23 protein-coding genes are annotated in these 26,168 nt (G+C 62.0%); 21 read left to right on the forward strand and 2 right to left on the reverse strand.

All coding sequences use genetic code 11. The features are described 5' to 3' along the window. The first annotated feature begins 99 nt into the window (after positions 1-99). The 6 genes from THPRO_RS01435 to THPRO_RS01460 all read left to right on the forward strand — a co-directional run bounded on the left by THPRO_RS01435 (position 100) and on the right by THPRO_RS01460 (position 12,237). Complete coding sequence (locus tag THPRO_RS01435; protein WP_065089106.1) at positions 100-2,529, forward strand: putative bifunctional diguanylate cyclase/phosphodiesterase; 2,430 nt, start codon at positions 100-102, stop codon at positions 2,527-2,529. Positions 2,530-2,589: 60 nt separating this feature from the next. After that, the gene (locus THPRO_RS01440) at positions 2,590-4,125 is read left to right on the forward strand and encodes a response regulator (protein ID WP_052064649.1); all 1,536 of its coding nucleotides are present in this window, start codon (positions 2,590-2,592) and stop codon (positions 4,123-4,125) included. 19 nt (positions 4,126-4,144) lie between these two features. Next, on the forward strand, positions 4,145-9,478 hold the full coding sequence (locus THPRO_RS01445; RefSeq protein WP_161489913.1) for a PAS domain S-box protein: 5,334 nt from the start codon (positions 4,145-4,147) through the stop codon (positions 9,476-9,478). 14 nt (positions 9,479-9,492) lie between these two features. Then, on the forward strand, positions 9,493-9,882 hold the full coding sequence (locus THPRO_RS01450; RefSeq protein ID WP_038093010.1) for a response regulator: 390 nt from the start codon (positions 9,493-9,495) through the stop codon (positions 9,880-9,882). After that, positions 9,879-11,552 (forward strand): diguanylate cyclase, encoded by a 1,674-nt coding sequence (locus THPRO_RS01455; protein ID WP_065089107.1) that lies wholly within the window; start codon positions 9,879-9,881, stop codon positions 11,550-11,552. Before THPRO_RS01450 ends, THPRO_RS01455 begins: the two co-directional genes overlap by 4 nt. 352 nt (positions 11,553-11,904) lie before the next feature. Continuing rightward, a complete protein-coding gene (locus tag THPRO_RS01460) occupies positions 11,905-12,237 on the forward strand; it encodes a DUF3579 domain-containing protein (protein WP_065089108.1) in 333 nt (110 codons plus the stop codon). Between the two features lie 280 nt (positions 12,238-12,517). On the opposite strand, the gene THPRO_RS01465 is transcribed toward THPRO_RS01460, so the two are convergent. Both THPRO_RS01465 and THPRO_RS01470 read right to left on the reverse strand, forming a co-directional pair. After that, positions 12,518-12,997: a hypothetical protein gene (locus tag THPRO_RS01465; protein ID WP_145930654.1), complete on the reverse strand. Its 480-nt coding sequence runs from the start codon at positions 12,995-12,997 to the stop codon at positions 12,518-12,520. A gap of 63 nt (positions 12,998-13,060) precedes the next feature. After that, the gene (locus THPRO_RS01470) at positions 13,061-14,230 is read right to left on the reverse strand and encodes a porin (RefSeq protein WP_145930655.1); all 1,170 of its coding nucleotides are present in this window, start codon (positions 14,228-14,230) and stop codon (positions 13,061-13,063) included. Positions 14,231-15,154: 924 nt separating this feature from the next. On the opposite strand from THPRO_RS01470, the gene THPRO_RS01475 reads away from it, so the two are divergent. From THPRO_RS01475 to THPRO_RS01545, 15 genes are all read left to right on the forward strand, one after another. Further along, positions 15,155-15,481, forward strand: a complete 327-nt coding sequence (locus THPRO_RS01475; protein WP_038093025.1) for a rhodanese-like domain-containing protein — start codon at positions 15,155-15,157, stop codon at positions 15,479-15,481. 32 nt (positions 15,482-15,513) lie between these two features. Continuing rightward, entirely contained in the window at positions 15,514-15,828 is a 315-nt protein-coding gene (gene grxD, locus THPRO_RS01480) for a Grx4 family monothiol glutaredoxin (protein ID WP_038093028.1), read from the forward strand. Positions 15,829-15,842: 14 nt separating this feature from the next. Continuing rightward, positions 15,843-16,109 (forward strand): BolA/IbaG family iron-sulfur metabolism protein, encoded by a 267-nt coding sequence (locus THPRO_RS01485; protein WP_052064654.1) that lies wholly within the window; start codon positions 15,843-15,845, stop codon positions 16,107-16,109. Between the two features lie 10 nt (positions 16,110-16,119). Continuing rightward, positions 16,120-16,869: a dinitrogenase iron-molybdenum cofactor biosynthesis protein gene (locus THPRO_RS01490; RefSeq protein ID WP_038093031.1), complete on the forward strand. Its 750-nt coding sequence runs from the start codon at positions 16,120-16,122 to the stop codon at positions 16,867-16,869. A gap of 169 nt (positions 16,870-17,038) precedes the next feature. Further along, positions 17,039-17,257 (forward strand): Nif11-like leader peptide family natural product precursor, encoded by a 219-nt coding sequence (locus tag THPRO_RS01495; protein ID WP_038093034.1) that lies wholly within the window; start codon positions 17,039-17,041, stop codon positions 17,255-17,257. Positions 17,258-17,642: 385 nt separating this feature from the next. Beyond that, the gene (nifH, locus tag THPRO_RS01500; RefSeq protein WP_038093037.1) at positions 17,643-18,536 is read left to right on the forward strand and encodes a nitrogenase iron protein; all 894 of its coding nucleotides are present in this window, start codon (positions 17,643-17,645) and stop codon (positions 18,534-18,536) included. A 97-nt stretch (positions 18,537-18,633) separates the two neighbouring features. Then, entirely contained in the window at positions 18,634-20,115 is a 1,482-nt protein-coding gene (gene nifD, locus THPRO_RS01505; protein WP_038093081.1) for a nitrogenase molybdenum-iron protein alpha chain, read from the forward strand. A gap of 107 nt (positions 20,116-20,222) precedes the next feature. Continuing rightward, a complete protein-coding gene (nifK, locus tag THPRO_RS01510) occupies positions 20,223-21,794 on the forward strand; it encodes a nitrogenase molybdenum-iron protein subunit beta (RefSeq protein ID WP_038093040.1) in 1,572 nt (523 codons plus the stop codon). Positions 21,795-21,866: 72 nt separating this feature from the next. Beyond that, positions 21,867-22,079 (forward strand): putative nitrogen fixation protein NifT, encoded by a 213-nt coding sequence (gene nifT / locus THPRO_RS01515; RefSeq protein WP_038093043.1) that lies wholly within the window; start codon positions 21,867-21,869, stop codon positions 22,077-22,079. 16 nt (positions 22,080-22,095) lie between these two features. Beyond that, positions 22,096-22,809: a dinitrogenase iron-molybdenum cofactor biosynthesis protein gene (locus THPRO_RS01520; protein ID WP_038093045.1), complete on the forward strand. Its 714-nt coding sequence runs from the start codon at positions 22,096-22,098 to the stop codon at positions 22,807-22,809. Between the two features lie 4 nt (positions 22,810-22,813). Beyond that, positions 22,814-23,086: a DUF6129 family protein gene (locus THPRO_RS01525; RefSeq protein ID WP_052064655.1), complete on the forward strand. Its 273-nt coding sequence runs from the start codon at positions 22,814-22,816 to the stop codon at positions 23,084-23,086. A gap of 54 nt (positions 23,087-23,140) precedes the next feature. After that, a complete protein-coding gene (locus THPRO_RS01530; protein ID WP_038093048.1) occupies positions 23,141-23,620 on the forward strand; it encodes a bacteriohemerythrin in 480 nt (159 codons plus the stop codon). A 30-nt stretch (positions 23,621-23,650) separates the two neighbouring features. Beyond that, positions 23,651-24,139 carry a bacteriohemerythrin gene (locus THPRO_RS01535; protein ID WP_052064656.1) on the forward strand — a complete coding sequence of 163 codons (489 nt, stop codon included), beginning with the start codon at positions 23,651-23,653 and terminating at the stop codon, positions 24,137-24,139. After that, complete coding sequence (locus THPRO_RS01540) at positions 24,140-24,919, forward strand: 4Fe4S-binding leucine-rich repeat protein (protein WP_082954360.1); 780 nt, start codon at positions 24,140-24,142, stop codon at positions 24,917-24,919. A gap of 211 nt (positions 24,920-25,130) precedes the next feature. Further along, positions 25,131-25,838 (forward strand): GAF domain-containing protein, encoded by a 708-nt coding sequence (locus THPRO_RS01545; protein ID WP_161489914.1) that lies wholly within the window; start codon positions 25,131-25,133, stop codon positions 25,836-25,838. Positions 25,839-26,168 lie beyond the last annotated feature (330 nt).

The following is a 26,168-nucleotide window of genomic DNA, read 5'->3' on the forward strand; positions in this document are numbered from 1 at the left end:
TACACTCAGCTAGAGCACGATCGGCCAAGGCCGAACGGGATCCGTGTTCCGAGAATTTCAACGGGCTACGTCAGTTCGGGAAACGATCCATACGTCACGATGCGAAATAGCGGTGCCAACGTCGGTCCTCCTGCGGGCTTGGTGCCCGTCTGGGCAGGGGCGGTCCTACGCGATCTGGCCGAGGCGCTTCTTCTCGTCAGCGAGGAGGGCGTCGTGGTCTGGGTCAACCCTGCCTATGTCCGTTTGAGCGGCGATCGCGAGTTGCGCGTGCTGGATGCGCCGCTGGTACGCCAAGCTCGCCCTCCTCGCGAGGCCGCCGGAGCCGAAGCTGAAGTCGCACTGCAACTCGGTCTGTCATCCGGCGCGCCGTTCTGCCTGTCGCTTTGGCTGAATCGTCCCGATGCCGGTCGCCAGCGTGCGCACTTCGCATTCAGTCAGCTGCGATTCGGCGATTCGCGCCACTGGCTGGTCCTGGTGCGCGGTGCAGAGCACGCTCGATGGCCGTTGGATGTGACGGTTTTGGCCGATGAAGGGATGAGCTGGCTGGCCGGCAATATCGGTGCCGACACCGTACTGGCGCGTATGGTTGCGTTGTCGAGCTGGCTGGCGCCTGCGCTCGATGCGCGACTGATAGCCGGGCAAGCGCCCGAAAAATCGTGCTCTGAACGCATACGCATACCGCTTGGCACCTCGAATCACCGTTTGTTGGGCTGGATGACCTTCGTGCGCGACCGGGTCGTCTGCCGGCAGGCGCGGGGATTGCTGAAACGGATGGCGCGTATCGCCACGCTCGCGCTAGCAATCGCGCAAGAGCGTCAGAGCCGCCATCGTCTGAGCCAGATGATCGAGCGTCATCCCGATGGCGTGTTCGTGACCGGTCTGTCCGGTGTCATCGAGTACGTCAACGAAGCCTTTGCCCGGCAGCGCGGGTATTCGCCGGACGATCTGATGGGGCTCGATCCGGTCAGCTTGCAGCCCGGACGCGAGGAGCCTGAAATCAGCACCCAGCTGGCCGAATGCCGGGCGCGAGGTCAGGCATGGTCGGGGGAGCTGAGTCGGCACGGCGACGACGGGCGAGAAACGATCGAAGAGACGACGGTCATTCCGCTACGTGATCTGGACGGTCATATTCGACACTGCCTGAACGTGGTGCGCGATGTGAGCAGTCATCAGCTGGCCGAGCGCGAATTGCATCGCCTGGCCTTTTTCGATGCCCTCACCGGATTGCCCAATCGTTCGCTGATGCTTGATCGCCTCGGCGTGACGCTGGCCATGCTTCGACGAGAACGGCGGCTTGGTGCGCTATTGTTCGTCGACCTCGATCGGTTCAAGCGTATCAATGATATCCATGGCCATGGCCATGGCGATGCGTTGCTGCAGGAAGTGGCGCAACGGCTGGTCGAAACCTTGCGCGCGGAGGATACGGTGGCGCGTCTTGGCGGCGACGAATTCGTTGTGCTGCTGCCCGACCTCGGGACGAAACCGGGGCAGGCGGAGCAGGATGCCCGCGCGATCGCCGAGAAACTCAGGCGCTGCCTGGATCAGCCGCTGCGGATAGAAGGGCAGTCCCATCGGGTGGGCGCGAGCATTGGGATCACCTTGTTCCCCAAGGGTTTCGAATCCGTTGGGGATTTGATGCGCGAGGCTGATATTGCCATGTACCGGGCCAAGGATCTCGGGCGAAACGAAGCCTGCCTGTTCGAGCCTGCGATGCAGGCCACGCTGACGCAGCGCTATGCCTTGGAACATGACATGCGCCAGACCCTGGAAGAAGGCGGCTTCGAGGTCTATCTGCAGCAACAGGTCGACGCTGCAGGGCGGGTGGTGGGTGCCGAGGCGTTGATGCGATGGCAGCACACCTTGCAAGGCCCCGTTCCCCCGTCGCATTTCATTCCCATTGCGGAGGAATCGGGCTTGATCGTGCCGTTGGGTCAATGGGTACTGCGGCAGGTCTGTCGCATGCTCGCCCGCCTTCGGGTCAGGGGGTGTCCATTGCGGATTGCCGTCAATATCAGTCCGCGCCAATTCCATCAGGCCGATTTCGTCGTACAGGTGCGAGACATTCTTGCGTCGGCGCATGCCGATCCGCACGATCTGGTGATCGAGGTGACGGAAAATCTCCTGATCGAAAATTTCTCGGAAATCGCGCGCAAGATGTCGGAGCTGGCGGATATGGGCGTGCGTTTTTCGATCGACGACTTCGGTACCGGGTATTCGAGTCTGGCCTATTTGCGTCGTTTGCCGATACACGAAATCAAGATCGATCGTCAGTTCGTGCAGGATGCGCCGCGACGTGCCAATGAAGGGACGCTGGTCGAGGCGATGCTTGCGATGGCGAGCCATCTGCGGCTCGGGGTGGTGGCCGAAGGCGTGGAAACGCGCGAGCAGGCGGATTTTCTGACCGGTCACCATTGCGCGGTGATGCAGGGCTACCTGTTCGGCCGCCCGGAACCGGCCGAAAACTGGCTTGACCGTTGGTGTCTGGCCCATGGCATGCCGGTACTTCAGCCGTCCGCGGGCGGCAAATGAAGGCGCCGCAGCCAGCGCGCGGCCCTTTGCGACAATCACCATCATGACGGGAATCCGGTGATGAAAAATACCTTCAATGATGCGCTCGAATCGTTGCAGCAGCGCTTCACCAATCACTTGCCGACGCGATTGCAGGCGATCAGAAACGAGTCGATTCAATTGAAGGCCACAGCGGAGAGCGGCCGCTGGCCGACCGGCGAAATGGAATCGCTTTCGCGTCTTCTGCACGATCTGGCAGGCGCTGCCGGCACCTTTGGATTCACGCAGTTGAGCGTCCTGGCCATTGAATTCGGTCAGCGCCTTGAAGAATACCGCGCGCGCGGCGACACCCAGGCGCTGGCATCTTTTTCCGCTGCGTTCGATCGCTTTGACCAGGGATTGGACGATGCGATGTCCGGTGAAAGCGAGCCGCTGAAGGTTGGCCGCCGGACCAATGGGGCGGGACCACCGCTGATCTACATCGTGGAAGACGACACGACGCAATCCGTGCCGCTGGCAGCGGCGCTGGAGGCCGAAGGTTATCGTGTGCGCGCGTTCGCGGAACTCGACGCGTTCATGCGCGCCTGCGACCGCGACGAGTGGCCGAGTGCGGTGATCATGGACATGATCTTCCCACAGGGCGATGAGGCCGGCGCCAAGGCCATTTCCCTGCTGCGTTCCGATATCGCGCAGCCGCCGGCGGTGATATTCCTTTCCGTGCGCGACGATCTTGAGTCGCGTCTCGCCGCCTTCCGCGCCGGCGCCAGCCGATATATCGTCAAGCCGGCCGATACGGCGCGGCTGGCAAGGCTGCTGGATGACTTGACCGTGCGTGTGCCGGCCCAGCCCTATCGCGTGCTGCTGGTGGACGACGACGCCCAGCTTCTGCAGGTCATGGCGCTGCACCTGCAGCAGGCCGGCATGACCGTGCATCCGCTGAGCGATCCGCTGCAGCTGATGGCGGCCTTGCGCAGTTTCCAGCCGGATGTGGTGGTGCTCGACGTCTATATGCCGGAAGCGACCGGTCCCGAGCTGGCCGCCGTATTGCGCGAGCAGGAGGATTTCGTTCACCTGCCGATACTGTTCCTGTCCGCGGAAACGGATATCAGCAAACAGCTGCTTGCGCTCAATTTGGGTGGCGACGATTTTCTGGTGAAACCGATCCGCCCTGCGCACCTGGTCGCCGCTGTCAGGGCCCGCGCGCGGCGAGCGCGGCTCAATGCCGAACTCGGGCGCCGGATCGAAACGCTCATGTACGAGCGCGAGCGGGTGCAGCAGGCGCTGGATACGCAATTCATGCTGGCACGCTTCGATGCGCACGGCCTGATTCGCTGCGTCAACGAGCGTTTGCTTGCCGCCACCGGATACGAAGATCGGTATTTGCTCGGTAAGCATTACCGCATGCTGACATCGAGCCTGCAGGAGGACGCATTTTACCGGAGCATCGGGGAAGCGGTGGCGCGTGGCGATATCTGGCACGGTAGACTGGCGATCAAACGCGCGGACGGGACGCCCTTGTGGGTGGATGTCTCGCTGACACCGTTCATGAACGAAGACGGCAAAGCCTACGAATATCAGGCCGTCATGGTGCATGCCGCGTCCGGCGCGGCTCTGTGAGCGATTTCGGAGTGAATGCATGAGCGACGAACGGGAGCGGGAAGGGTATGCGCCTTCCGGCGCGATGCCAGCCCCCATGCCGACGAACGAGGCCGATCGACTTGAGGCGCTGCGCCGCTACGCCGTGCTGGATACGCCGCCGGAAAGCGATCTCGACGAAATTGCAGCCCTCGCGTCCGAGGTGTGCGAGACACCTATCGCACTGATTTCGCTGGTCGACGAACATCGCCAGTGGTTCAAGAGTCGATTGGGCCTCGACGCGAGCGAGACGCCGAGGGATTTGGCTTTTTGCGCGCACGCCATTCTGGGCGATTCGATCTTCGAGGTGCCGAACGCCCTGGAGGATCCTCGTTTTCGCTTCAATCCCTTGGTTGTCGGTGCGCCCGATATACGCTTCTACGCGGGCATGGTGCTGACCACCAGCGATGGATTCAATCTAGGCACTCTGTGCGTCATTGACCGGGAGCCGAAAAGGCTGACAGAGCGGCAACGCGGCATCCTGGAGCGTTTGGGACGCCAGGTCAGTAGGATGTTGGCGCTGCGCGTGACGCTCAGACATTACGCCGAGCAAGCAGCCTTCCAGGAGGCGCTGTTGTCGAGCGCCGGCGCGGCCATCATTGCCTGTACGCCGGATGGGCGGATCAGTCGCTTCAATGCGGCCGCCGAAGCGATGTTGGGCTACCGCGCTCGGGATGTCATCGGCCGGATCGCCACCGATCTTCTGTTGCCCGAGGATCGGCGCGCCGCAGCCAATCTGGCGGATTACGGCTGCTTTGGTGTGTGGCTGAATGCCGTGGACCAGGCGCATGACAATAGCGAGGTGCTGGTGGAGGCGCAGTACCGGCATGCCGACGGACATGAGGTGCCGGTTTTGCTTTCCATCACGCCCATCCTCGATACCGAGGGGCGAAGCGTCGGTCAGCTCGGCGTCGCGCAGGGTCTGTCGCAACTTAAACAGGTGCAGGACCGGTTGGGGCGGCAGCAGCGCGCGCTGCGCACGCTCAACGAAATAGCCGCCCATCCCTCCGATGACGTGCGCAGCCAACTGTCGCATGCGCTGGAGCTGGGTGCCGTTTACCTGGGCATGAGCTACGGCATCATCAGTCGTATCGTCGACGACGACTTCGAGGTGTGGGCACAGGTGTCGCCCGGCGGCGAGTTGCATGAGGGACAGCATTTCCCGCTTGGCGACACCTACTGCAGTCTGGTCGTCGGCGGTAGCGATGTGCTGGCGATCGCACACATGTCGGCGTCTTCCTATGCGGATCACGCGTGCCATGCCACCTTTCGCATGGAATCCTATATTGGCATCCCGGTATGGGTGGAAGGACAGATTTTCGGCGCCCTGAGTTTTTCTTCGCACGAGACGAAGGCAGACGGTTTCGACGAGGCCGATCGGGATTTCCTGCGTCTGTTTTCGCGCTGGCTGGGCTCGATACTCGCACTTCAGCGCGAGCAGGCCGTGCGCGACGATTTGCTGGGGCGTCTGCAAAAACTGTCGGAACATGTGCCCGGTGTGGTTTACCAATACCTGCAGCGAGCGGACGGCACCAGCTGTTTTCCTTATGCCAGCGAAGGCATCGCCGACATTTACGGCGTCAGACCCGATGACGTGCGTGAAGATGCGTCGCCGGTGTTTGCCGTGTTGCACGAGGCTGACGTGCCGGAGATCATCGCCTCGATCGAAAGTTCGGCCAATGATCTGACGACTTGGCAGGCGGAATACCGGGTCGATCATCCGCAGCGTGGGACGCTCTGGGTGGAGGGGCGCGCAACCCCCCAAAAACTGCCCGACGGTGGCGTACTCTGGCATGGCGTGATCACCGACGTCACCGCACGCAAGACCGCAAGAGATGCGCTCGAACGCGAGCGTCAGCGACTTTCAAGCATCATCGAAGGCACCGACGCCGGCACATGGGAATGGAATGTTGCGACCGGGCGGACGGTGTTCAACGAACGTTGGGCGCAAATGCTGGGTTACCGGCTCGAGGAATTGATGCCGACCAGTACGCAGACATGGAAAACCCTGATTCATCCGGATGACCGTGCGCAGGCGGAACAGTTGCTGGATGCGCATTTTCAGGGGCAGACGCCGTTTTACGATGCCGAATACCGCATGCGTCACAAAGATGGGCGCTGGCTCTGGATGCATACGCGCGGGCGTGTGGTCAGCTGGCTCAAGCCCGGCCGCCCGCAGATGATGTACGGCATCTACACCGACATCACGGCCAGTCGCGAGCAGGCCGCGGAAATTCGCAAGGCGCGCGCATTCCTGCAGGCGGTGATCGATTCGTCCACCGGTGTTTCGGTGATCGCCACGGATACCGATGGCCAGATCACGCTGTTCAATTCTGGCGCCGAACGCCTGTTGGGTTATCGCGCCGATGAAATGGTCGGCCTGCGTACGCCGGCCGCATTCCACCTCGAATCCGAAGTGCGCGCGCGCGGCGAAGCGCTCAGCCGCGAGCATGACCGCGAGATTCAGGGGTTCGAGGTGTTCGTGGCGGAGGCGAGGGAAGGCGCGGCCGAGACGCGCCAATGGACCTACGTGCACAAGAACGGTAACCATCGGCAGGTCAGGCTGACCGTGACAGCCATCCGCGACGAACGTGGCCAACTTAACGGTTTTCTGGGTATCGCTACCGACATCACGGAATTCATGGAAGCGAGCAGAGCGCTGCAGGCGAGCGAACAGCGTTTTCGCGGCATGGTCGCCAACCTGCCGGGTGTGGTCTATCGAACGGAAGGCGACGATGCTCGACAGGTGCGCTATATCAGCGAAGAGATCGAGCAATTGCTGGGTTTTCCGGCGGAGCGTTTCTTGCGGCCAGGCGGTTCGGGATGGCGGTATTTTATTCATCCGGACGATTGCGATGAGACGGCAAGGGCGCTGGAGAAACTGCGTCGGGGCGAATCGTATGAATTCAATTATCGGCTGCGACATGCCGACGGGCATTACCTTTGGGTATCGGAAAAAGCCCGTGGCGTGCTGAATGACTCTGGCCGCCTGCAATGGATCGACGGTTTCGTCTGGGATGTGACCGAGCGCCGCGCGATTGCCGAGGAACTCAAGCTCAGCCAGAAACGTTTCAGCGGCGCGTTTGCCACCGCGCCGCTGGGCATGGCCTTGGTTTCGCTCCAGGGACAATGGCTGGAGGTTAACGACAAACTCTGCGAGATACTCGGCTACACACGCGAGGAGCTTTTGCTGACGGATTTTCAGCATATCACCCATCCGGAGGACCTCGATACCGATCTCGCCTACGTCGATCAGTTGCTACGCGGCGACATCGCCAGCTATCAGATGGACAAGCGCTATCTGCATCGGAATGGCCGTGTCATATGGGCTTCATTGAGCGTGTCGCTGGTACGGGACAGTACTGGAAAACCGGTGCATTTCGTGTCGCAAATCGAGGATTTCACTTCCCGCAAACTGGCTGAGGAAGCCATGCAGACCAGTGAGCGCAAATTGGCTGCCCTGTACCGTTTCTCGCCGGTGGGTATCGCGCTGCATCGTTTTGAGGACGGTCGTTTTGTCGAGGCCAACCCAGAGCTTTGCCGCATGCTGGGATACGAGGAAGAACAGCTGACTGTATTGGGAATCGGTGATGTCACGTATTTCGAAAACAATGATGGTCGAGACGATCAGATGGCGGCGCTGCGTGAGCGCGGCGTTTACGGTCCCGGTCAAGTGGAGTTTGTCCGCCAGGATGGCCGGCGTATTCCAGCGTTGCTCGGCAGCACCTTGATCGAAGGCGCTCACGGCGAAAAACGCGTCTGGTCCATCGTGCAGGACATCAGCGCGCGGGTGCTGGCGGAGCAAAAATCGGTCGAGCGCGAACGTTTCGTACAAGCGATCATTGACAATGTCGTAGACGGGATATTGACAATCAACGATACCGGTCGAATTCAGTCGTTCAACCACGCTGCAGAAAGCATATTCGGCTATGTCGTGAACGAAGTGCTCGACAGGGATGTGCCCGATCTGTTCTCCCCGGGCGACGGTGTGACTTTTGCCGACGAGCTGCAGGCTTATCGCATGACCGGCATGCCGATGGCGCTGCACCGCGAGATCGAAGGCATACGTCGCGACGATACGCGTTTTCCGATGGAGCTGTCGCTATCTGAAATTCACGAGAACGGCCGGGTCAGGTTTGTCGCTGTGGTGCGCGATATTACCGAGCGGCGCAATGCCGAGCGACTCAAGAACGAATTCGTTGCCACGGTCAGCCACGAGCTGCGCACGCCATTGACATCGATCAGCGGGGCTCTGGGCCTGTTGGCCAGCGACGCGTTGATACAGTCGCCTGATAAGGCGCGCTCGCTGATCGAGATTGCGCACAATAACAGTACCCGACTGACCTTGTTGATCAACGATCTGCTCGATATGGAGAAAATCGCGGCGGGTAAGATGCATTTCGATATGCGTGTGCACAGGCTGTGGTCGCTCGTCAACGCCGCTGTCGAATCCAATCAGAACTATGCCCAGCAGCATGAGGTTGAACTGATCCTCTCAGGCCAAATCCAGGATGCCTGGGTTTGCGTCGATGCGCAGCGATTCCAGCAGATTTTGGCGAATTTTCTCTCCAATGCATCCAAGTTCTCACCGCCCGGCGGCGATGTCCATATTGTCGTTCGAAGGTTTGACGATACGCATTGGCGTGTCGAGGTGCGCGATCAGGGGCCAGGCGTGCCTTTGAAATTCCAGGAGCGCCTGTTCCAGAAATTCGCCCAGGCGGACGGTTCGAGTGCGCGACCGAAAGGCGGGACGGGGTTGGGTCTTGCGATCACCAAGGAAATGGCCGAGCGCATGGGGGGGCGGGTCGGCTATGAGTCTGGCGGGGACAGGGGCGCCTGCTTTTACATCGATTTGCCGATCGTGCCGGAAGTGCGCGAGGTCGGTGAACGCCAAGGTGCACGATTTGTCCCCGAACATGATGGCGACGAGTCCGATCTGGACTGGGTTCTGGTGGTCGAGGACGATTCGGAAACCGCAGTGCGTGTGGGAATGGCGTTGCGCGATGCAGGTTATGCGGCCGACCTGTGTTTTCGCGGCGATGAGGCGATCGAGCGGCTGGCCGTGCGTCATTATGCCGCCATCATGTTGGATCTGATGCTGCCGGACATGAGCGGCAGCGAGACGCTTGACAAATTGAGCGCCGCCGCTCGCGACGAGGCCGGCGCACGCATACCCATATATGTGATGTCGCAACTGGATGCCGAGCAAGTGGGATCGTGGGGCGATATCGTGCTGGCAGGCTGGTTCGAAAAACCAGTGGACACGGCACAAATGATTGCAGCATTGCGACGACTTTCGTCGTCTCGCGATGCTTCCGACCAAAACCCGACTTGAAAAGGGATGGCAAGATGAAAGCGTTGCAACGCGTGCTTTATGTGGAGGATGAGCCGGATATCCAGGCGGTTGCGCGAGTGGCTCTCGAAATGGTTGGCGGTTTCAGCGTCGAGATTTGCAGCTCGGGAGAGGATGCCTTACGCATTGCGGAGGGTTTCTCGCCGGATATCGTTTTGCTGGATGTCATGATGCCCGGCATGGACGGTCCCACGACACTGGCCAGACTTCGTGAGCTGCCGGCCTTGTCTATGACTCCGGTGATTTTCATGACCGCCAGAATTCAGCAGCACGAAGTCAAGGAATACGAATCCATAGGAGCGGTTGGCGTGATACCCAAGCCTTTCGATCCGATGACGCTCAGCGACCAAGTCCGCGCGCTCTGGGCGGAGCGCGGCGGCGGATGAGTCAGATCGACCGGGAAGCGATCGAGCGCGAACTGGCGCGCCTGAAGCAGGCCTATCGCCAAACGCTGGACGACGAGCTGAATGCCCTGAGCACACAGGCCCGTGCCCTGGTGCCCGAGGCGTTGGATCGGGTCGCGTTGGCCAGCCTGCGCGACCGTCTGCACCGTCTGAGCGGCTCCGGCGGTACTTTCGGCTTGCCGCAACTCAGCGACGCGGCGCGACGCCTGGAAACGCGCGTGAAAGCCTGGCTGGAGGCCGATACCCAGACGGTGGTCCCGATGGAAACCCTGACGGAATTTGCGGCCGCGATCGACGCCATGGCCGACATTACGGCAGAACAGCCGGCATCGTCATCGGCGGCCATGCGGTCGCAGGCCGCGCGATCTCCCGAGGCCGCTACGGGCCAGCGAAGATCCGTGTGGATACTCAGTCCCGATCCCGTCTTGCGAGAGGATCTCGGCAATGCGCTGCAGCAGTTCGATTATCGTGTGAAGCGTCTGGATTCTCCCGCCGACGCCGACGCCGACGCCGACGCCGACAACCTGCCGGATGCGCTGATCGTGGATGCGGAGCTCGACGGCTTCGGCGACGAATCCAGATGGCTCGCGCGGTTTTCGGGCGTGCTGGTCGTTCTGACCGGGACGATGAACTTCGAAACGTGCTTGAGCGCCGCCTGGATGGGGGCGGACGCAGTGCTGCAGCACCCGGTCGATGCCTCCGAACTGGCTTCGCGTATCGACGCCATGTTGCGTGAGCGCGGCGATCAGGCCTATCGCGTTCTGATCGTGGACGACGATCTGGCCCTGGCCGAGCACTATCGCCTCGTGCTGGCGGCGGCAGGCATGCGCGCTGAAGTGCTGAGCGAACCCACCGAGATCGTGGAGCGCGTGGCCGGCTTTCGCCCGGAACTCATCCTGCTCGACGTCGATCTGTCGGGATATGCGGGCCCCGATCTGGCCACGATCATCCGTTATTACGACGAATGGGTCGGGTTGCCGATCGTCTACCTTTCCGCCGAAACCGATCACGCGCGCCAGATAGAAGCATTGAGCCGCGGCGCCGACGATTTCCTCGTCAAGCCGATTTCCGATGCCCAATTGGTGGCAGTGGTCAGCGTCCGCGCATACCGTTTCCGGCAGCTGGCCGAGTTGATGTATCTCGACAGTCTTACCGGGCTTTACAAGCATGGTCCGATCAAGGACGCGCTGAACGCGGAACTGACCCGCGCTCGCCGGAAGCGCGACAGCCTGTCGGTCGCGATGATCGATATCGACCATTTCAAGCGTGTCAACGACACCTACGGACATGCGCAAGGCGACCGGGTCATTCGTGCGCTGGCCCATCTGCTCAAGCAGCGGTTGCGGCAGTCCGACCGGATCGGCCGCTATGGCGGCGAAGAATTTCTGGTCATCATGCCGGCGAGCAGGGCGGACGAGGCCCGTCTGGCGATCGACGACGTCAGACGGCGTTTCGCCGCTCTGCAGTTCCACCACGACAGCCAGGTCTTTACGTGCACGCTGAGCGCAGGCGTTGCCGACATTGCCGGTGACGACGCGCCGCAGGCCATGCTTGTCGCGGCTGATGCGGCGCTGTACGCGGCCAAGGCGGCAGGGCGCGATCGTGTCGTGCTGGCGGGCGAGGTGCCCGATGCGCATGAGGAGGGTTCCTGATGCCGCTGCGCGCCCGCGAGGGTCTTGGATGCAACCCTTCGCGCCCATCTTGCGTGTCACCTCAAGAAGGATGCGAATCGAGTTCGGCGCGGAAGCGGCGTGGACGGATTCACCGACCGGACCATGCCGGCGCCCGTTCGTCGGCTGTATACATCGTAGTGTGAATCAGCGGGTGCAATTCCCGACACAGGCGTTATCATATGCACGTCTTGGTCGCAATCCGCTTCGCCGGGCGATCAGGCTGCCGATGGCATCTGCCAGACCTTCACACTTCAACTTCGGGAAAGCATCAAGGCTATGCCGGCGCCTTGACGGATCGGCCGGCTTTTAAGAACAACTGCGAGTGATCGCCATGAAACTGAGTTATAAGGGACCCTGCATCATCTCCGGGTATATCAAAGGGCGCAAGTTCAGACCGTCAAACTGGTCCGAGCGCGTCGCGGAGAGCGGTGGCGTGTTTCATCACGATACGAAGGTGCTCGAGTATGCTCCGCATCTGAGCCCGATGTATCACGAGGAATACGGTCATTGCATCCATGTCGATTTTGACATCCTTGCGACCCGGCAACCCGGTGTTTACGAATACATCGTCTGGTTCGTGGAAAGCAACGGCCTCGAGGTCGTGCCGCTGACCGACGATCCGCACGAGAACACCGAAGGATTCGATCAGTCCGAGGCCGCCTGAGGCCTGTTCTTCCGGCGGAATCCTCCGCCAAATCGAGCGTACCCTGCGCCCGAATCTCTCCCTTGCGCCCATTTCCTGGCCGACCGCCTCCGCGGCCCGGGCAAGTGTCTTTGCCGATGTCTTGATGATGCCGGACGATCTGGCGGCCTGGCTGCTCGACCGTGTGCGTCGAAGCGGCGCCTGGCTTGCGCGTAATCATGGATGAATCAGCGATGCGGATGCAGGCCGGCAGCCTTCGCTCGCGAAGAGGCATCTCCATGAGGGTTTGCGGCGACCGGTCTCAAGGTTGTTTCGGCGAGGCGTCGTGGGCGTTCTTCCAGGCTTCGTAACGCCGCCATTGCAGCCAGGCCTTGAAGTCACGGTAGGCCTTCGAATCCTTCGGCAACCGCATGAAACGCTGATAGGCCTCGAAGGCCTTGAAGGTTTCCTGTTCGTTGTGGTCGGACGCTGGCAGGCCGGTATCGGGCGTCTTCGCCCGTGCGGCGCCGTTGGGTTGGCTGCTTTCGGGTGTGTTAGGTGCCTCGGATGTTGTGGGTGCCCGTTTGCTCCCGAATACGGAAGGCTGCCTTGGATTGTCGGAATAAAGCATCAAGCCATCCGATGTGGCATAGGGCGAGTGACGGTCCATCACGCCTGGGCCCGGTGCCATGCGATCGCTGCCGGGCATGTTGTCGATGTGCGCCGGGCGGAGCGGGCCGCAGCCCGACAGAACGAGTGTCAGACCCATCGCTGCGGCGGTCCCCGACAGAATCGGTTTCATGGCTTCCCCCAGTGGGCGGTGCCGCCTGCCGGCGACACCGCATGAACGCATTGCCGCACAAGCTTACATGAACTTGATACGGGTACCGATGAACAGCTGATTGATGTCCTGGGCGTTGCCCACGCCCATGCCCGTCTTCACGTAACCGGGAAGATTGAGCTTGTAATTGTGGTAGGACGCATAGAGCTGGATCGCGTTGGTCCAGTTGTAAACATAGGCGGCACCGATCTGCGAGCCCTTGATGCCCTTGTACATCATGTCCTTGGTTTGGCCATAGTTCACCGCGAAGTGATTCTGACCCACGATATACCCGACCTGCCCGAAATAGTTGGTCGCGTCGTACCCCTTCTGTGCGTAGGTGCCCTGATTCGTGACCTTGTTGGTCTGCTGATGCGCGACGGATACCGTGAAGTTCAGCCCATTGGCCAGCAGCAGCGAGGCCGATCCGTTGTAGATCTTGAGGCGGGTGTAATCCGTCGAGCCGCTGGTCGCGACGCCGGTGCCGGGGTTGAGCGTGATGTTCTGGTTGCCGGTATTCACCCAGCTCGCGCCGGCGATGAATTTGGCGCCGCCGCCGAGGCTGGCCTTGTAGCGGGCGGCGAGTTCGGTGGCGGCCCCGTTGTCATAGCTGGCCGAGATCACCAGTCCGCCAAACGAGGGCGAATCGTAACGCACGCGGTTCTGACGACCGATGGCGTTGAAGGGGCTCATGACCTTGCCGATGGTGGTGATGGTATTGCCGTTACTGTCGACGAAAGTAATGCCGGCACTGTACAGCTCGTACCACACGCCACCGCCGATGTAGTCGGTGCCGGAGAGGTCCATGGTGTTCGCATAGTAGGCGGCGCCGTTGCCCTTGCCGAAGCTCAGCTTGCCGAAATCGCCCTGCAGGTAGGCATCCACGATGCGGGTATCGAGCTGGACGCTGCCGTTGGAATTCTGTCCGATGTCCCAGGATGAGGACGGCAGCTGGGTCAGACCGATCTCATAGTGGAAGCCGACCTTGATGTCGTTGCTCATTTCCTGCGATCCGGTAAAGCGGAAGCGGGAATTGGAGCCGTTGTTGTCGACACTGGCGACATCGGATTGCTTGCCGTTGTTGGCATAGGTCAGGGCGCGATCGATCTGCCCGGATGCCTTGAAGCTCATCGCGTGCGCCGCGGGCGTCATTGCCAGGCCTGCAGCGGCCAGCAAGGACAGGGGTAGTGCCTTTTTCGTTATGAACGTATTCACGCTCTTGTTTCCTCCAGGTGGTGGATGCCCGTCATGGTCACCGCAAGGCGCCAAGACAGTTGGTTGTATCTACAAACTTATTCGTGTCGAGCCGCCCATTGGGTCCGGGCTTATGAACCGCGTGTCTTGGGGTGGTGCTTTGTGATCGTTTTTCTCGCCGAGCCGGCGATTGCGGATTTTTAGGCGAAGTGGGATGGCGATGTCAATTACGACAGAAAATAAGAATAAAAATATATTGTTTTATATTTAAAAAATAATTAAATCCACTTGCTGTCCAACCGCCTGGGCGCACTGGAAGAGGGGGCAAAGGCCACGTTAGTGTGTTCGGCGAGATGGTGCCGGCACATCGTTTCTGGAGTATGTCGGTAGGATCGAAGTTGCCTCGCGGGTCGGGAATTGCCGCTGTCCCCGTCTTTTGAGAAGACTGAGCCCTGAGAGCAAGGCGATGGGATATTCACCGTAAGTGCATACGCGGTTTGCCGGGTAGCGGGGGCATCGGTCGCGGCATTTATTCCGGCTGGCAGGGCGGACGGGTTCAATCATCGGCGGCGGTCGACGCCCTTCGGCAATATGTCGACGCTCGAAATCGAACAGGCGTATTCGTTACCGCCGGCCGGGTATGCCTGAGCCGCGTGACCAGGCCTCCGATAAATCCGCGGCGGTGCCGTATAAATGAAATCGTGCCTTGCTTGTGGGGAGCGGCGATGCCAATACCGTGCAGCGTAATTGCGCGTCCGCCTCGTGAATGCCCTCCGCAATCCCGCTCAAGGGTGCGGAGGATGTCAATTGTCGCGTTTGCGACAGGCATCGTTTTCGTTTGTTCGTCATTATTTCAAATAAAAACAAACGATAACGGTTGTTTTTAGGTTGGTACGCGCATTGCTTTGGCATTCTCGACGACACAATGACGACGAGGATGCGGTGATGAGCTACCAGGATATCGATGCGGTCGAGGTGCATGCCCTGTTGGGTCGGGATGATCTGGTGGTGATCGATGTGCGCGACGCGCACGCGCAGGCACGGGGGCGGCTGCCGCATGCGATGCCGCCCAGCGACGAGGTGATCGACGCGTTGATCAGCCGTCGTCACCAGCCGCTGTCGGTGCTGGTCTACTGCTATCACGGCCACAGCAGCCGCGACCTGTGCGCCTTTCTGACCCGAATCGGGTTGCGGCGGGTTTACAACCTTGCCGGCGGCTGGGCCGCATGGGAGCGGCATCAGTCGTCGTGCGACATCGCCTTGCCGGCCTGAACGATTCATCCCCTTCGCCTGCGGAGTTTCACATGAAGACCAGCGACCAGATTCGTCAGCAGCTCAAGGACCATCCCGTGATCCTGTACATGAAGGGCACGCCCGAGGCGCCGCGTTGCGGTTTTTCCGCCAAGGCGGCCGCTGTGATGCGCGCCTCCGGCGTCGATTTCGCTTATGTCGACGTGTTGTCGTCGCCGCTGATCATGCAGGCGTTGCCCGAGGTTTCCGATTTCCCGACCTTTCCCCAATTGTTCATCCAGGGCGAAATCATCGGCGGCAGCGACATCATGGAGGCGATGCTGGCCAGCGGCGAGCTCGTGCCCATGCTGCGCGCCGCCGCCTGCTGAGTGGAGGAGACGTCATGCAGGATGGCGAAATCGTCAGGCGCGTGCGGGCGCGTTATCCGGACGCCGCGATCGCGGTGGCGGGGGAGGATTGCAGCTTCGAGCTGACGGTGGTCAGCGAGACCTTTGCCGGCATGGGGCTGCTCGCGCGGCAGAGGGCGGTGCTGGCGCTGTTCGCCGAGGATATCCGTCGCGGCACCCTGCATGCGCTGTCGGTGACGGCGCGCACGCCGGCCGAGCAGTCGGACGCATCCGCCGCAGGCCTGACCCGGCTCACTTTTTGAGGCTTTGACGATGAACGTTGCCAATATCGACCGCGACACCGCGCTGCGCATCGCACTGGCGGCGCGCAGTCTGCCGGACACCGATTTGTCCACCTTGATCGAGGTGCTCAACGATCGACTGGGCACGCCGCTCGATCTGGACAAGCTCGCACGCATCACCGTGACCGACCTCAAGGCCGGTATCGGCAGCCTGGACGGCGAGGAGGACAGCGAGAATACCGACGGCATGGATCGGGGCGGACTGGAGCCGATCAAGCTCGCGGTACGCATTTTGTGGGGCGAAACCAGCGAGGACGATAGCTTGCCCAGGCCGGCGGCCTATGCCGAGGATGATATGCCGGGATCGATCCGCGTGGCGATCGCCTCCAACAGCGGCGCTAATCTGGACGGACATTTCGGTTCCTGTCTGCGCTTTCTGGTTTATCAGGTTTCCGCCGGCGAGATACGCCTGATCGATATCCGTTCGGCTGCGGCGGCCGACCATGCCGACGACAAGAATCTTTTCCGGGTCGATCTGATTCGCGACTGTCAGGTGCTGTATGTCGTTTCCGTGGGCGGGCCGGCGGCCGCCAAGATCGTGCGTGCCGATATTCATCCAATGAAGAAGCTGGAGGGCGGGCCGGCGGAAGACGTGCTGGCCGATCTGCAGCAGGTGATCCGGCATTCGCCGCCGCCTTGGCTCGCCAAGATACTCGGCATTTCGCGCGAAAAACGGTTTCGCCGCTATACCGGCGCCGAGGAAGCGGAAGCTCGGGACTGACGAGCGTCCGTTCATGCGATGTGGCGGGTCTATCAGCCGCCAATCGAGGCGCGGGCGCGAAGTTTGACGATGCCAAACAAGCGACGAGCAACGCGGCGCTGCGGTTTTTTCGGTCGCAGCGGACGAACGGACAGCAGCACGATTCACCCACACCCGCAAGAGGACCATCATGTCGATTCAGGCTATTGCCGCCTTTTCCGCCAAGGCGCGCGCGGACGCCGCGCTGGGTGCCCAGCTCAAGGGCTGCCAGAAGCTCAAGGAAATGTTCGCGCTCGCCCGCGAGCACGGTTTTGAGTTCGACGAGGACACGCTGTATCCGCCGAACGAGCCGCAGTTCACCGCCGATCAGATCTCCGAGCGTCTCGCCAAGGCGCTGTTGCGCGCCTGACCCGTCGTATCCCCGAGGCAGCCGGAGCGGCGATCTTCTCGCCGCTCCGGTTTGCCGTCATCCCTGTTCCCCCCGGTTTTGCCCCGACATCACCCGCGCGCGTCATGGGCGTCCGTCCGCATCGAGTCGATATCCTTATCCTGCGGGCGCGATGCCGGTGGCATGCGCCCGCGCCTGTGGTGCCCCCGTAGCACGTGCGCTTTGTCGCTATCCAGACAACCCGTGTGGGTTTGTGTCGCGTCGCCTACGCAGCTTCGTGTGCGGGCTTGATCAAAAAAACCTTATTAAAACAATTCATTGGGTGTTTTTGCGATCTTGGCACATCGCTTGCTCCATGACGCTGGCGTAAGCACGTTTGGTCAATTTCCCCATAGGAGATAAAGCGATGGTAATGCGTCAGTGCGCAATCTACGGCAAGGGTGGTATCGGCAAGTCGACGACCACGCAGAATCTGGTGGCCGGCCTGGCAGAGATGGGCAAGAAGGTGATGATCGTCGGTTGCGACCCGAAGGCCGACTCGACTCGCCTGATTCTCCACTCCAAGGCCCAGAACACCATCATGGAGCTGGCGGCCGAGGCCGGCAGCGTCGAGGATCTCGAACTCGAAGACGTGCTCAAGAGCGGCTATGCCGAGATCAAGTGCGTCGAGTCCGGCGGTCCGGAGCCGGGCGTTGGCTGCGCCGGCCGCGGCGTGATCACCTCCATCAATTTCCTGGAGGAAGAGGGCGCCTACGAGGAAGACCTGGACTTCGTGTTCTACGACGTGCTGGGCGACGTGGTGTGCGGCGGTTTCGCCATGCCCATCCGCGAGAACAAGGCTCAGGAAATTTATGTCGTGGTGTCCGGCGAGATGATGGCCATGTACGCGGCCAACAACATCTCCAAGGGCATCGTGAAGTACGCCAACTCCGGTGGCGTGCGTCTGGCCGGTCTGATCTGCAACTCCCGCAACACCGACCGTGAAGACGAGCTGATCGAGGCGCTGGCCCGCAAGCTCGGTACCCGCATGATCCACTTCATCCCGCGCGACAACGTCGTGCAGCGCGCCGAGATTCGCCGCATGACCGTCATCGAGTACGACCCGAAGGCGAAGCAGGCCGACGAGTATCGTGCGCTGGCGAAGAAGATCGTGGAGAACACCCAGTTCTGCATCCCCACGCCTTGCACCATGGACGAACTCGAAGAGCTGCTGACCGAGTTCGGCATCATGGACGAGGAGGATCTGAGCATCGTCGGCAAGACCGCTGCCGACGAGGCGGTCGCGGAGGCGACTGCCTGAGCGGCATGAACGAACGCCGGCCCCGCCCGGGGCCGGCGCATCTTGTTCGCGTCGGTCCGCGGATGGGCGGTCGGCGCGGTGCATGGAGATCGAAACGATGACCCTGATCAATCGAGAAGAAACCGAGGCTCTGATCCAGGAGGTGCTCGAAGTCTATCCGGAGAAGGCGCGCAAGGACCGCGCCAAGCACTTGGCGACCAACGACCAGTCGCTGGAGAAGTCCAACAAGTGCATCACTTCCAACCGCAAGTCGCTGCCCGGCGTGATGACGATCCGCGGCTGCGCCTATGCCGGCTCCAAGGGCGTGGTGTGGGGGCCGATCAAGGACATGATCCACATTTCCCACGGCCCGGTGGGCTGCGGCCAGTATTCGCGTGCCGGCCGACGCAACTACTACGTCGGCACCACCGGCGTGAACACCTTCGGCACCATGAACTTCACCTCGGATTTCCAGGAGAAGGACATTGTGTTCGGCGGCGACAAGAAGCTGGCGAAGATGATCGAGGAAATCGATCAGTTGTTTCCGCTGAGCAAAGGCGTGTCGATCCAGTCCGAGTGCCCGATCGGTCTGATCGGCGACGACATCGAGGCGGTGGCCAAGAAGACCTCCAAGGAAATCGAAAAGCCGGTCGTGCCGGTGCGTTGCGAAGGTTTCCGCGGCGTGTCGCAGTCGCTGGGTCACCACATCGCGAACGACTCGATTCGCGACTGGGTGCTGCCCAACCGCGACAACGACAACAGCTTCGAGACGACGCCTTACGACGTGGCGATCATCGGCGACTACAACATCGGCGGCGACGCCTGGTCCTCGCGCATCCTGCTCGAGGAGATGGGTCTGCGCGTGGTGGCCCAGTGGTCCGGCGACGGCACCCTGGCCGAAATCGAGCTGACCCCCAAGGTCAAGCTGAACCTGCTGCACTGCTACCGCTCGATGAACTACATCTCGCGTCACATGGAAGAGAAGTACGGCATTCCATGGGTTGAGTACAACTTCTTCGGCCCGACCAAGATCGCCGAGTCGCTGCGCAAGATCGCCAGCTACTTCGACGACAAGATCAAGGAAGGCGCCGAGCGCGTGATCGAGAAGTATCGCGCCGAGTACGACGCGGTCATCGCCAAGTACCGTCCGCGCCTGGAAGGCAAGCGCGTGATGCTCTACGTCGGCGGCCTGCGTCCGCGTCACGTCATCGGCGCGTACGAGGATCTGGGCATGGAAGTCGTGGGTACCGGCTACGAGTTCGGCCACAACGATGACTACGACCGCACGATCAAGGAAATGGGCAACGCCACGCTGATCTACGACGACGTCACCGGCTACGAGTTCGAGGAATTCGTGAAGAAGGTGAAGCCCGACCTGATCGGTTCCGGCATCAAGGAGAAGTACATCTTCCAGAAGATGGGCATTCCGTTCCGCCAGATGCATTCCTGGGATTACTCGGGTCCGTATCACGGCTACGACGGCTTCGCCATCTTCGCACGGGACATGGACATGACCCTGAACAACCCCTGCTGGGCCTTCGTGAAGACCCCGTGGGCGGCTTCGGAAGATGCCGAGACCGCGCTGGCGGCCAACGCGTAAGACTGCGGGCCGTGCCCGGGACGCGAGTCCCGGGCACGCAACCCGGAACACGATTTTCCCATTGAGCCGTCTGTCCACGGATGAGTGGCGCGGCGAGGAGAACCCCGATGAGCCAAGATGTCGAGAATATACAGCCGTCGTACCCCTTGTTCCGTAATGAGGAATACAAGAAGGTCATCGGCGACAAGCGTGCGAAATACGAAGAGATGCACCCCGCGGAGAAGATTCGCGAGGTCTTCGAATGGACCACCACGAAGGAATATCAGGAACTCAACTTCCAGCGCGAGGCGCTGACCGTCAACCCGGCCAAGGCCTGCCAGCCGCTCGGCGCCGTGCTCTGCGCGCTGGGCTACGAAAAGACCATGCCCTACGTGCACGGTTCGCAGGGTTGCGTGGCCTACTTCCGCACCTATTTCAACCGTCACTTCAAGGAGCCGATCGCCTGCGTGTCCGACTCCATGACGGAAGATGCGGCGGTGTTCGGCGGCCAGAAGAACATGTTCGACGGCCTGGAAAACGCCAAGGCGCTGTATAAGCCCGACATGATCGCGGTCTCCACGACCTGCATGGCCGAGGTGATCGGCGACGACCTCAACGCCTTCATCAACAACTCGAAGAAGGAAGGGCATATTCCACAGGAATATCCCGTCCCCTTCGCGCATACGCCGAGCTTCGTGGGTTCGCATACCACCGGCTGGGACAACATGCAGGAAGGCATTCTGCGTTACTTCACGCTCAACTACATGGAAGACAAGCAGGTCGGTGCCAACGGCAAGCTCAACGTCGTCCCCGGCTTCGAGACCTATCTCGGCAACTTCCGCGTGATCAAGCGCATGCTGGAAGAGATGGGTGTCGAGACGACCATGCTGTCCGACCCCACGGAAGTGCTCGATACGCCTGCCGACGGCAAGTTCCGCATGTATGCGGGCGGCACCACGATGGATGAGGTCAAGGATGCCCCCAACGCATTCGACACGCTCTTCCTGCAGCCCTGGCAGTCCGACAAGACGCGTAAATACGTGCAGAACACCTGGAAGCATGAGGCGCCCAAGCTCAATATCCCGATGGGGCTGGAATGGACCGACGAGTTCCTGATGAAGGTCTCCGAGATCACCGGCAAGCCGATTCCGGAGTCCCTGACCAAGGAGCGCGGTCGCCTGGTCGACATGATCACCGACTCGCATGCCTGGCTGCACGGCAAGCGCTATGCGCTGTACGGCGATCCCGACTTCGTGATGGGCATGACCAAGCTATTGCTCGAGCTGGGTGCCGAGCCGGTCCACATCCTGGCCAACAACGCCAACAAGCGTTGGAAGAAGGCGATGGACAAGATCCTGGACGACTCGCCATACGGCACGGGCTGCGAGGTCCACATCGGCCGCGATCTGTGGCACCTGCGTTCGCTGGTGTTCACCGACAAGCCGGACTTCCTGATCGGCAACTCCTACGGCAAGTTCATCCAGCGAGATACGCTGCACAAGGGCGAGGCATTCGAGGTTCCGCTGATCCGCTTCGGCTTCCCGATCTTCGACCGTCATCACCTGCACCGCGACACCACGCTGGGTTACGAGGGTGCCATGCACGTCCTCAAGACCCTGGTGAACGAAGTGCTGGCGCGTCTGGACGACGACACCCGCGGAATGGGCACGACGGACTACAACTACGACCTGATCCGCTGAGCCCCGCGAACCGCGCCGGGAAGATACCCGGCGCGGTTCTCTTGTCGGCGCCCGGCGCCAAGGAGTATTGCCATGCCGAACGTGATGATCCGACGCGACCCCAGCGGGAAGCTGTCGTTCTACGTGGCCAAGAAGGATCTCGAGGAAACCATCGCCCGTCTGGAATTCGATGGCCCTGATGGTTGGGGCGGCGAGGTCGAGCTCATGGACGGTTCGCGCTATTACCTGGAGCCCCTGTCCACGATGCCGAATCTGCCGATCACCCTGCGCGCCAGGCGCCTGTGAACGGGAGGGATGCGCCATGAACACACCCGCCATGCTCAGCCGGGAGGCGGCCCTTCGCATCGGCCTGGCCGCGCGCGAGTTGCCCGCGCTGGGCGTACAGGGCCTGCTCGAAATCCTGCTCGAACGGCTCGGCGCGCCGCTGGCCGACGATGCGCTGGATGCGCTCAGAGTCAAGGATCTCAAGGGACATCCGCAGCTGTCCGCGCAGCCGGCCGAGGCCCTGAAGCTGGCCGCCGCGCGGCTGCGCGGCGAAGGAGTCGAAGACCCGGCCCATCCGCCACTGCAGGACTATGCCGAGGGCGACATGCCGGGCTCGGTGCGCGTGGCCTGTGCCTCGGACGGTGCCGATCGCGTGGATGGGCATTTCGGTGCCTGCAGCCGCTTCCTGGTATATCAGGTATCGACCTCCGAGCGCCGCCTGATCGACGTGCGGCGTGCCGCCTTGCCGGACGAGCGCGACGCCGACGACAAGAACGCCTTCCGTGCCGGGCTGATCCGAGATTGCCATGTGCTCTATCTCGCCTCCATCGGCGGGCCGGCGGCGGCCAAGGTGATCAAGACCGGCATCTATCCCATCAAGCTGAGCGAGGCCGCAGCCGCCGACGCCGTGCTCGACGAGTTGCAACGCGTCATGGTGGAGACGCCGCCGCCGTGGCTGGCCAAGCTGATGGGGCTGCCGCCCGAGCAGCGGGTGCGTTTCGAGGCGTCCGCCGGTCGGGAGGAGGTCTGACACGATGGACCCGATCCTGCCGACCGCCATCGCCGACCGCCTCGGCGGACGCGAGCTGGATGCCGACACGCTGAGCCAGCTGCGCCAGCATTATCCGCAGGTGCACTTCACGACTTGCGCCGCCGACGATGTGGTCGATCCAGTCCGCCCCTACGTCGAGCGGCCGGGACTGCGCATCTATCTGGTCGATGCCCGCGACCATTGCCTGAGCCTGACGGACGACCCCGAGCCCGCCAGCGGTCTGCTGCTGGCGGCCGTGAGCAACGAAGACGACTGACCGCGCAGCCGGCCCGCGAGCAAGCGCGTCGGCTGCGCCGAGGGTAAAACGCGAATGATCGAAAACATCACCGAATACGCCGGCTGGAAGCGCGATTATGCACTGGGTATCCAGGAAATCGACGAGCAGCACAAGATCGTGTTCGAACAGATCGAGGAGCTGCGGCAAGCCATTGTCCACGGGGACTCGCACCAGCATATCGGCAACATCATCGAGCGCATGGCCGAGTACGCGCGCATCCATCTTGTCATGGAGGAATGCGTGCTGCGCATGTTCGCCTACACCGGCTACGAAGCCCACAAGGGCGCCCATGAGCAGGGCGTGCGCCAGATCGCGGCATTTTCACGGCGTCATGCCGCCGGCGACCGCGAAGTGGCGCTCGAATTTTTCGAATTCATAGGCGGTTGGTGGTGCCGGCATATCCTCATCGACGACGCACGATATGTGCCCACGCTGATGAAAAAGGGCGCGGCGCGCGCCTGGCTGCCAGGCGTGACCGGCCTGCTGAGGTGGCGTCGTGGCGGCGCGTACTGAATCGACGCCACGGCGCGCGATGGGGGCGACATGAAGACAGCCGCCGCCTGGACGCAGGATTACGCACTCGGCATCGCGGAAATCGACGAGCAGCACCGTCTGGTGTTCGAGCAGATCGACGCCCTGAGCGCGGCGGTGGCGCGCCTCGATGAGCGGCGGGCGATCGACGAGTGCCTGACGCGCCTGATCGATTACATCCGCGTGCATCTGGTGATGGAAGAATATGCGATGCGTCTGTTGGTATACCCGGAATATACGGCGCATAAACGGCTGCACGACGCCGCGCTGATCGAGCTGGAAATCTTCCTGCAACGCCACCATGCCGGCGAGCAACGCCTGAACGAGACGTTCGTCGCCTATCTGACGCAAGGGTGGCGGCAGCATATTCTCGAAGGCGATGCGCAGTATGTGCGCGCTCTCAAGAGCCAGGGCGTGGCCGGCCGCTGGTCGGTCGGGCTGGGCGGCCTGCTGGGACAGTGGCGGCGTGCGGTCGGCCACGGCACCGCAACCGGGCGCTGAATGGGCGGCGGCGCACACGAAGGCGTCGACGGGCATGACCGTTGCGGTCCGTCCGCGACCGGCCTCACCGACTGCCGTGCTTGCGTACATGCCATCCGCGCCGCGGCCGGTCGCTGCCGTCCCGACGATGCCTGCGTGATGGCCTGCAGCGGCCGGCGCATCGACCGCTTTTTCCGTAGCAACCCCGAGCTGGCCCCGGCCTACATCGAAGACCCTTTCTGGGAAACCCGCGCCATCATCGTGCGCTATCTGCCCGACGAGAGGGTGCTGGAGCTGATCGACGACGACGACGAAGCCGTGCGCCGCGCGGTGGCCGTCCGACTGCCGCCTGAGCGACTCAGCGAACTGATGCGCGACCCGGATCGCGAGGTGCGCATCACCGTGGCCGCGCGTCTGCCCGAGGCCGATCTGCCCGCCTTGCTCGACGACCCCGACTATTCGGTGCGCACCTGGCTCGCGCGGCGCCTTCCTCCCGCGCAGCTCCTGCCCCTGGTGCGCGACCGCGACCGTCAGGTGCGCCAGGCCGTTGCCGAGCGCCTGCCGGAATCGCTGCTTCCCCAACTCGCCGACGACCCGGCCGCCGAGGTGCGCGCCGCCGTGGCCGCCCGCCTGCCGGCCGAGGCGGCGGTTCGCATGCTGACGGACCCAGACTGGGCCGTCCGCCTCGCTGCCGTCCCCCGCGTCCGCCGCCAGGCCCTGCGCCGCCTGCTCGACGACCCGGTGGAAGATGTCCGTGCCGCTGCCGAGGAACGCCTGGGGCGACTCGCCAGCGTGAGCTAGCCGCGAAACTCGAAGCGCATTTCCGCGCGATTCGTGGGTCGTTGGGTCGCGATGGCGTTCTGTCGCGTCCGGGGCGCGTGCGGAGAGCATTCTGGCGATAAGAACAAACTATCGCCTGGCATGCCACGGGTGGCCTATGCTGATAGACGGGAGCCGTGCAGGGGCACACCGCCTGCACGGCGAATCCGGCGACACGATAACGGCGAGCGACATGTCCTACGATGCGGATTTCATATCTCGTCTGATCGACGCCTCCGCGTTGATCGAAAGGCATAAAAGTCTGGACGACGCCATGGGCGAACTGGCGAAGATGACGGCCCAACTGCTGTCGGCCGAACGCTCCTCCATCATGCTGCTGGGCGAGGATGAGGCGCGGGACGACATTCCCGCCGAGGCGACCCTGCGTGTCTACGCCCATTATGGAACCATGCCCAAGGTTGCCTACGAGGTCGCCACCCGCATCAACGAGGGCGTTTCGGGCCATGTCGCCGCGACCGGCGAGCCCCTGCTGATCCCGGATATCGCGCAATCGAGCTTTGCCGGCAAGTCGCGACGGCGTAGCGGCCGGGGCGGTAGCCTGATCTCCGTGCCGATTCGCCTCGGCGGCAAGATCATCGGCGTGATCAACGTTTCCAACCGTACGGGCGGCGGCTCGTTCACCACGCGCGACCTGGATTTGCTCAACGTATTCTCGATGTTCATGGGACAGTCGATCCACGTAGCCCAACTGCAGAACGTGCTGCGCTCGCGTTTCCTGCAGCTGGCCCTGGCCCTGGAACACAAGAGCGGCGGCTCGCGAGACACGCCGCTGAGCCCCGACCCGGTGCATCTCGCCAAGATCGTCGCCAAGACGATCTACCGGAACTCACGGAGGGCGGGTTCGGTGCCAGCCAGATCGTGGGGGTGGCCACCGAGGTGATCGGTTTGCTGAATGAACGGCTGGAGCGCGGGGAACTGCGGCCCAGTCGCTAGATCCATCGATGGGCTGCGCGTCTCACCCAGGCTGACCTTTCACGCTATATATTCGCCGTTAGATGACAATCAACGATATTCATCATGGTGAAAGACGTTCGACTTTGCCGGAAGACCTCGTGTTTCTCGGCACGCTACTGTTCGCGCTTGTTTTACTGCGCAACAGCGGGAGCCGTAAAAGGATTCTGTAGGGCTGAAATCGGCCGAGGCCGTGTCAAAACCGCCGATCTGGGTCTTAAGCTAATCAGCTGGCCCCTTCAGTAGAAACCTGTGGTGC

The sequence above is a fragment of the Acidihalobacter prosperus genome, from assembly GCF_000754095.2.
GTDB lineage: Bacteria > Pseudomonadota > Gammaproteobacteria > DSM-5130 > Acidihalobacteraceae > Acidihalobacter > Acidihalobacter prosperus.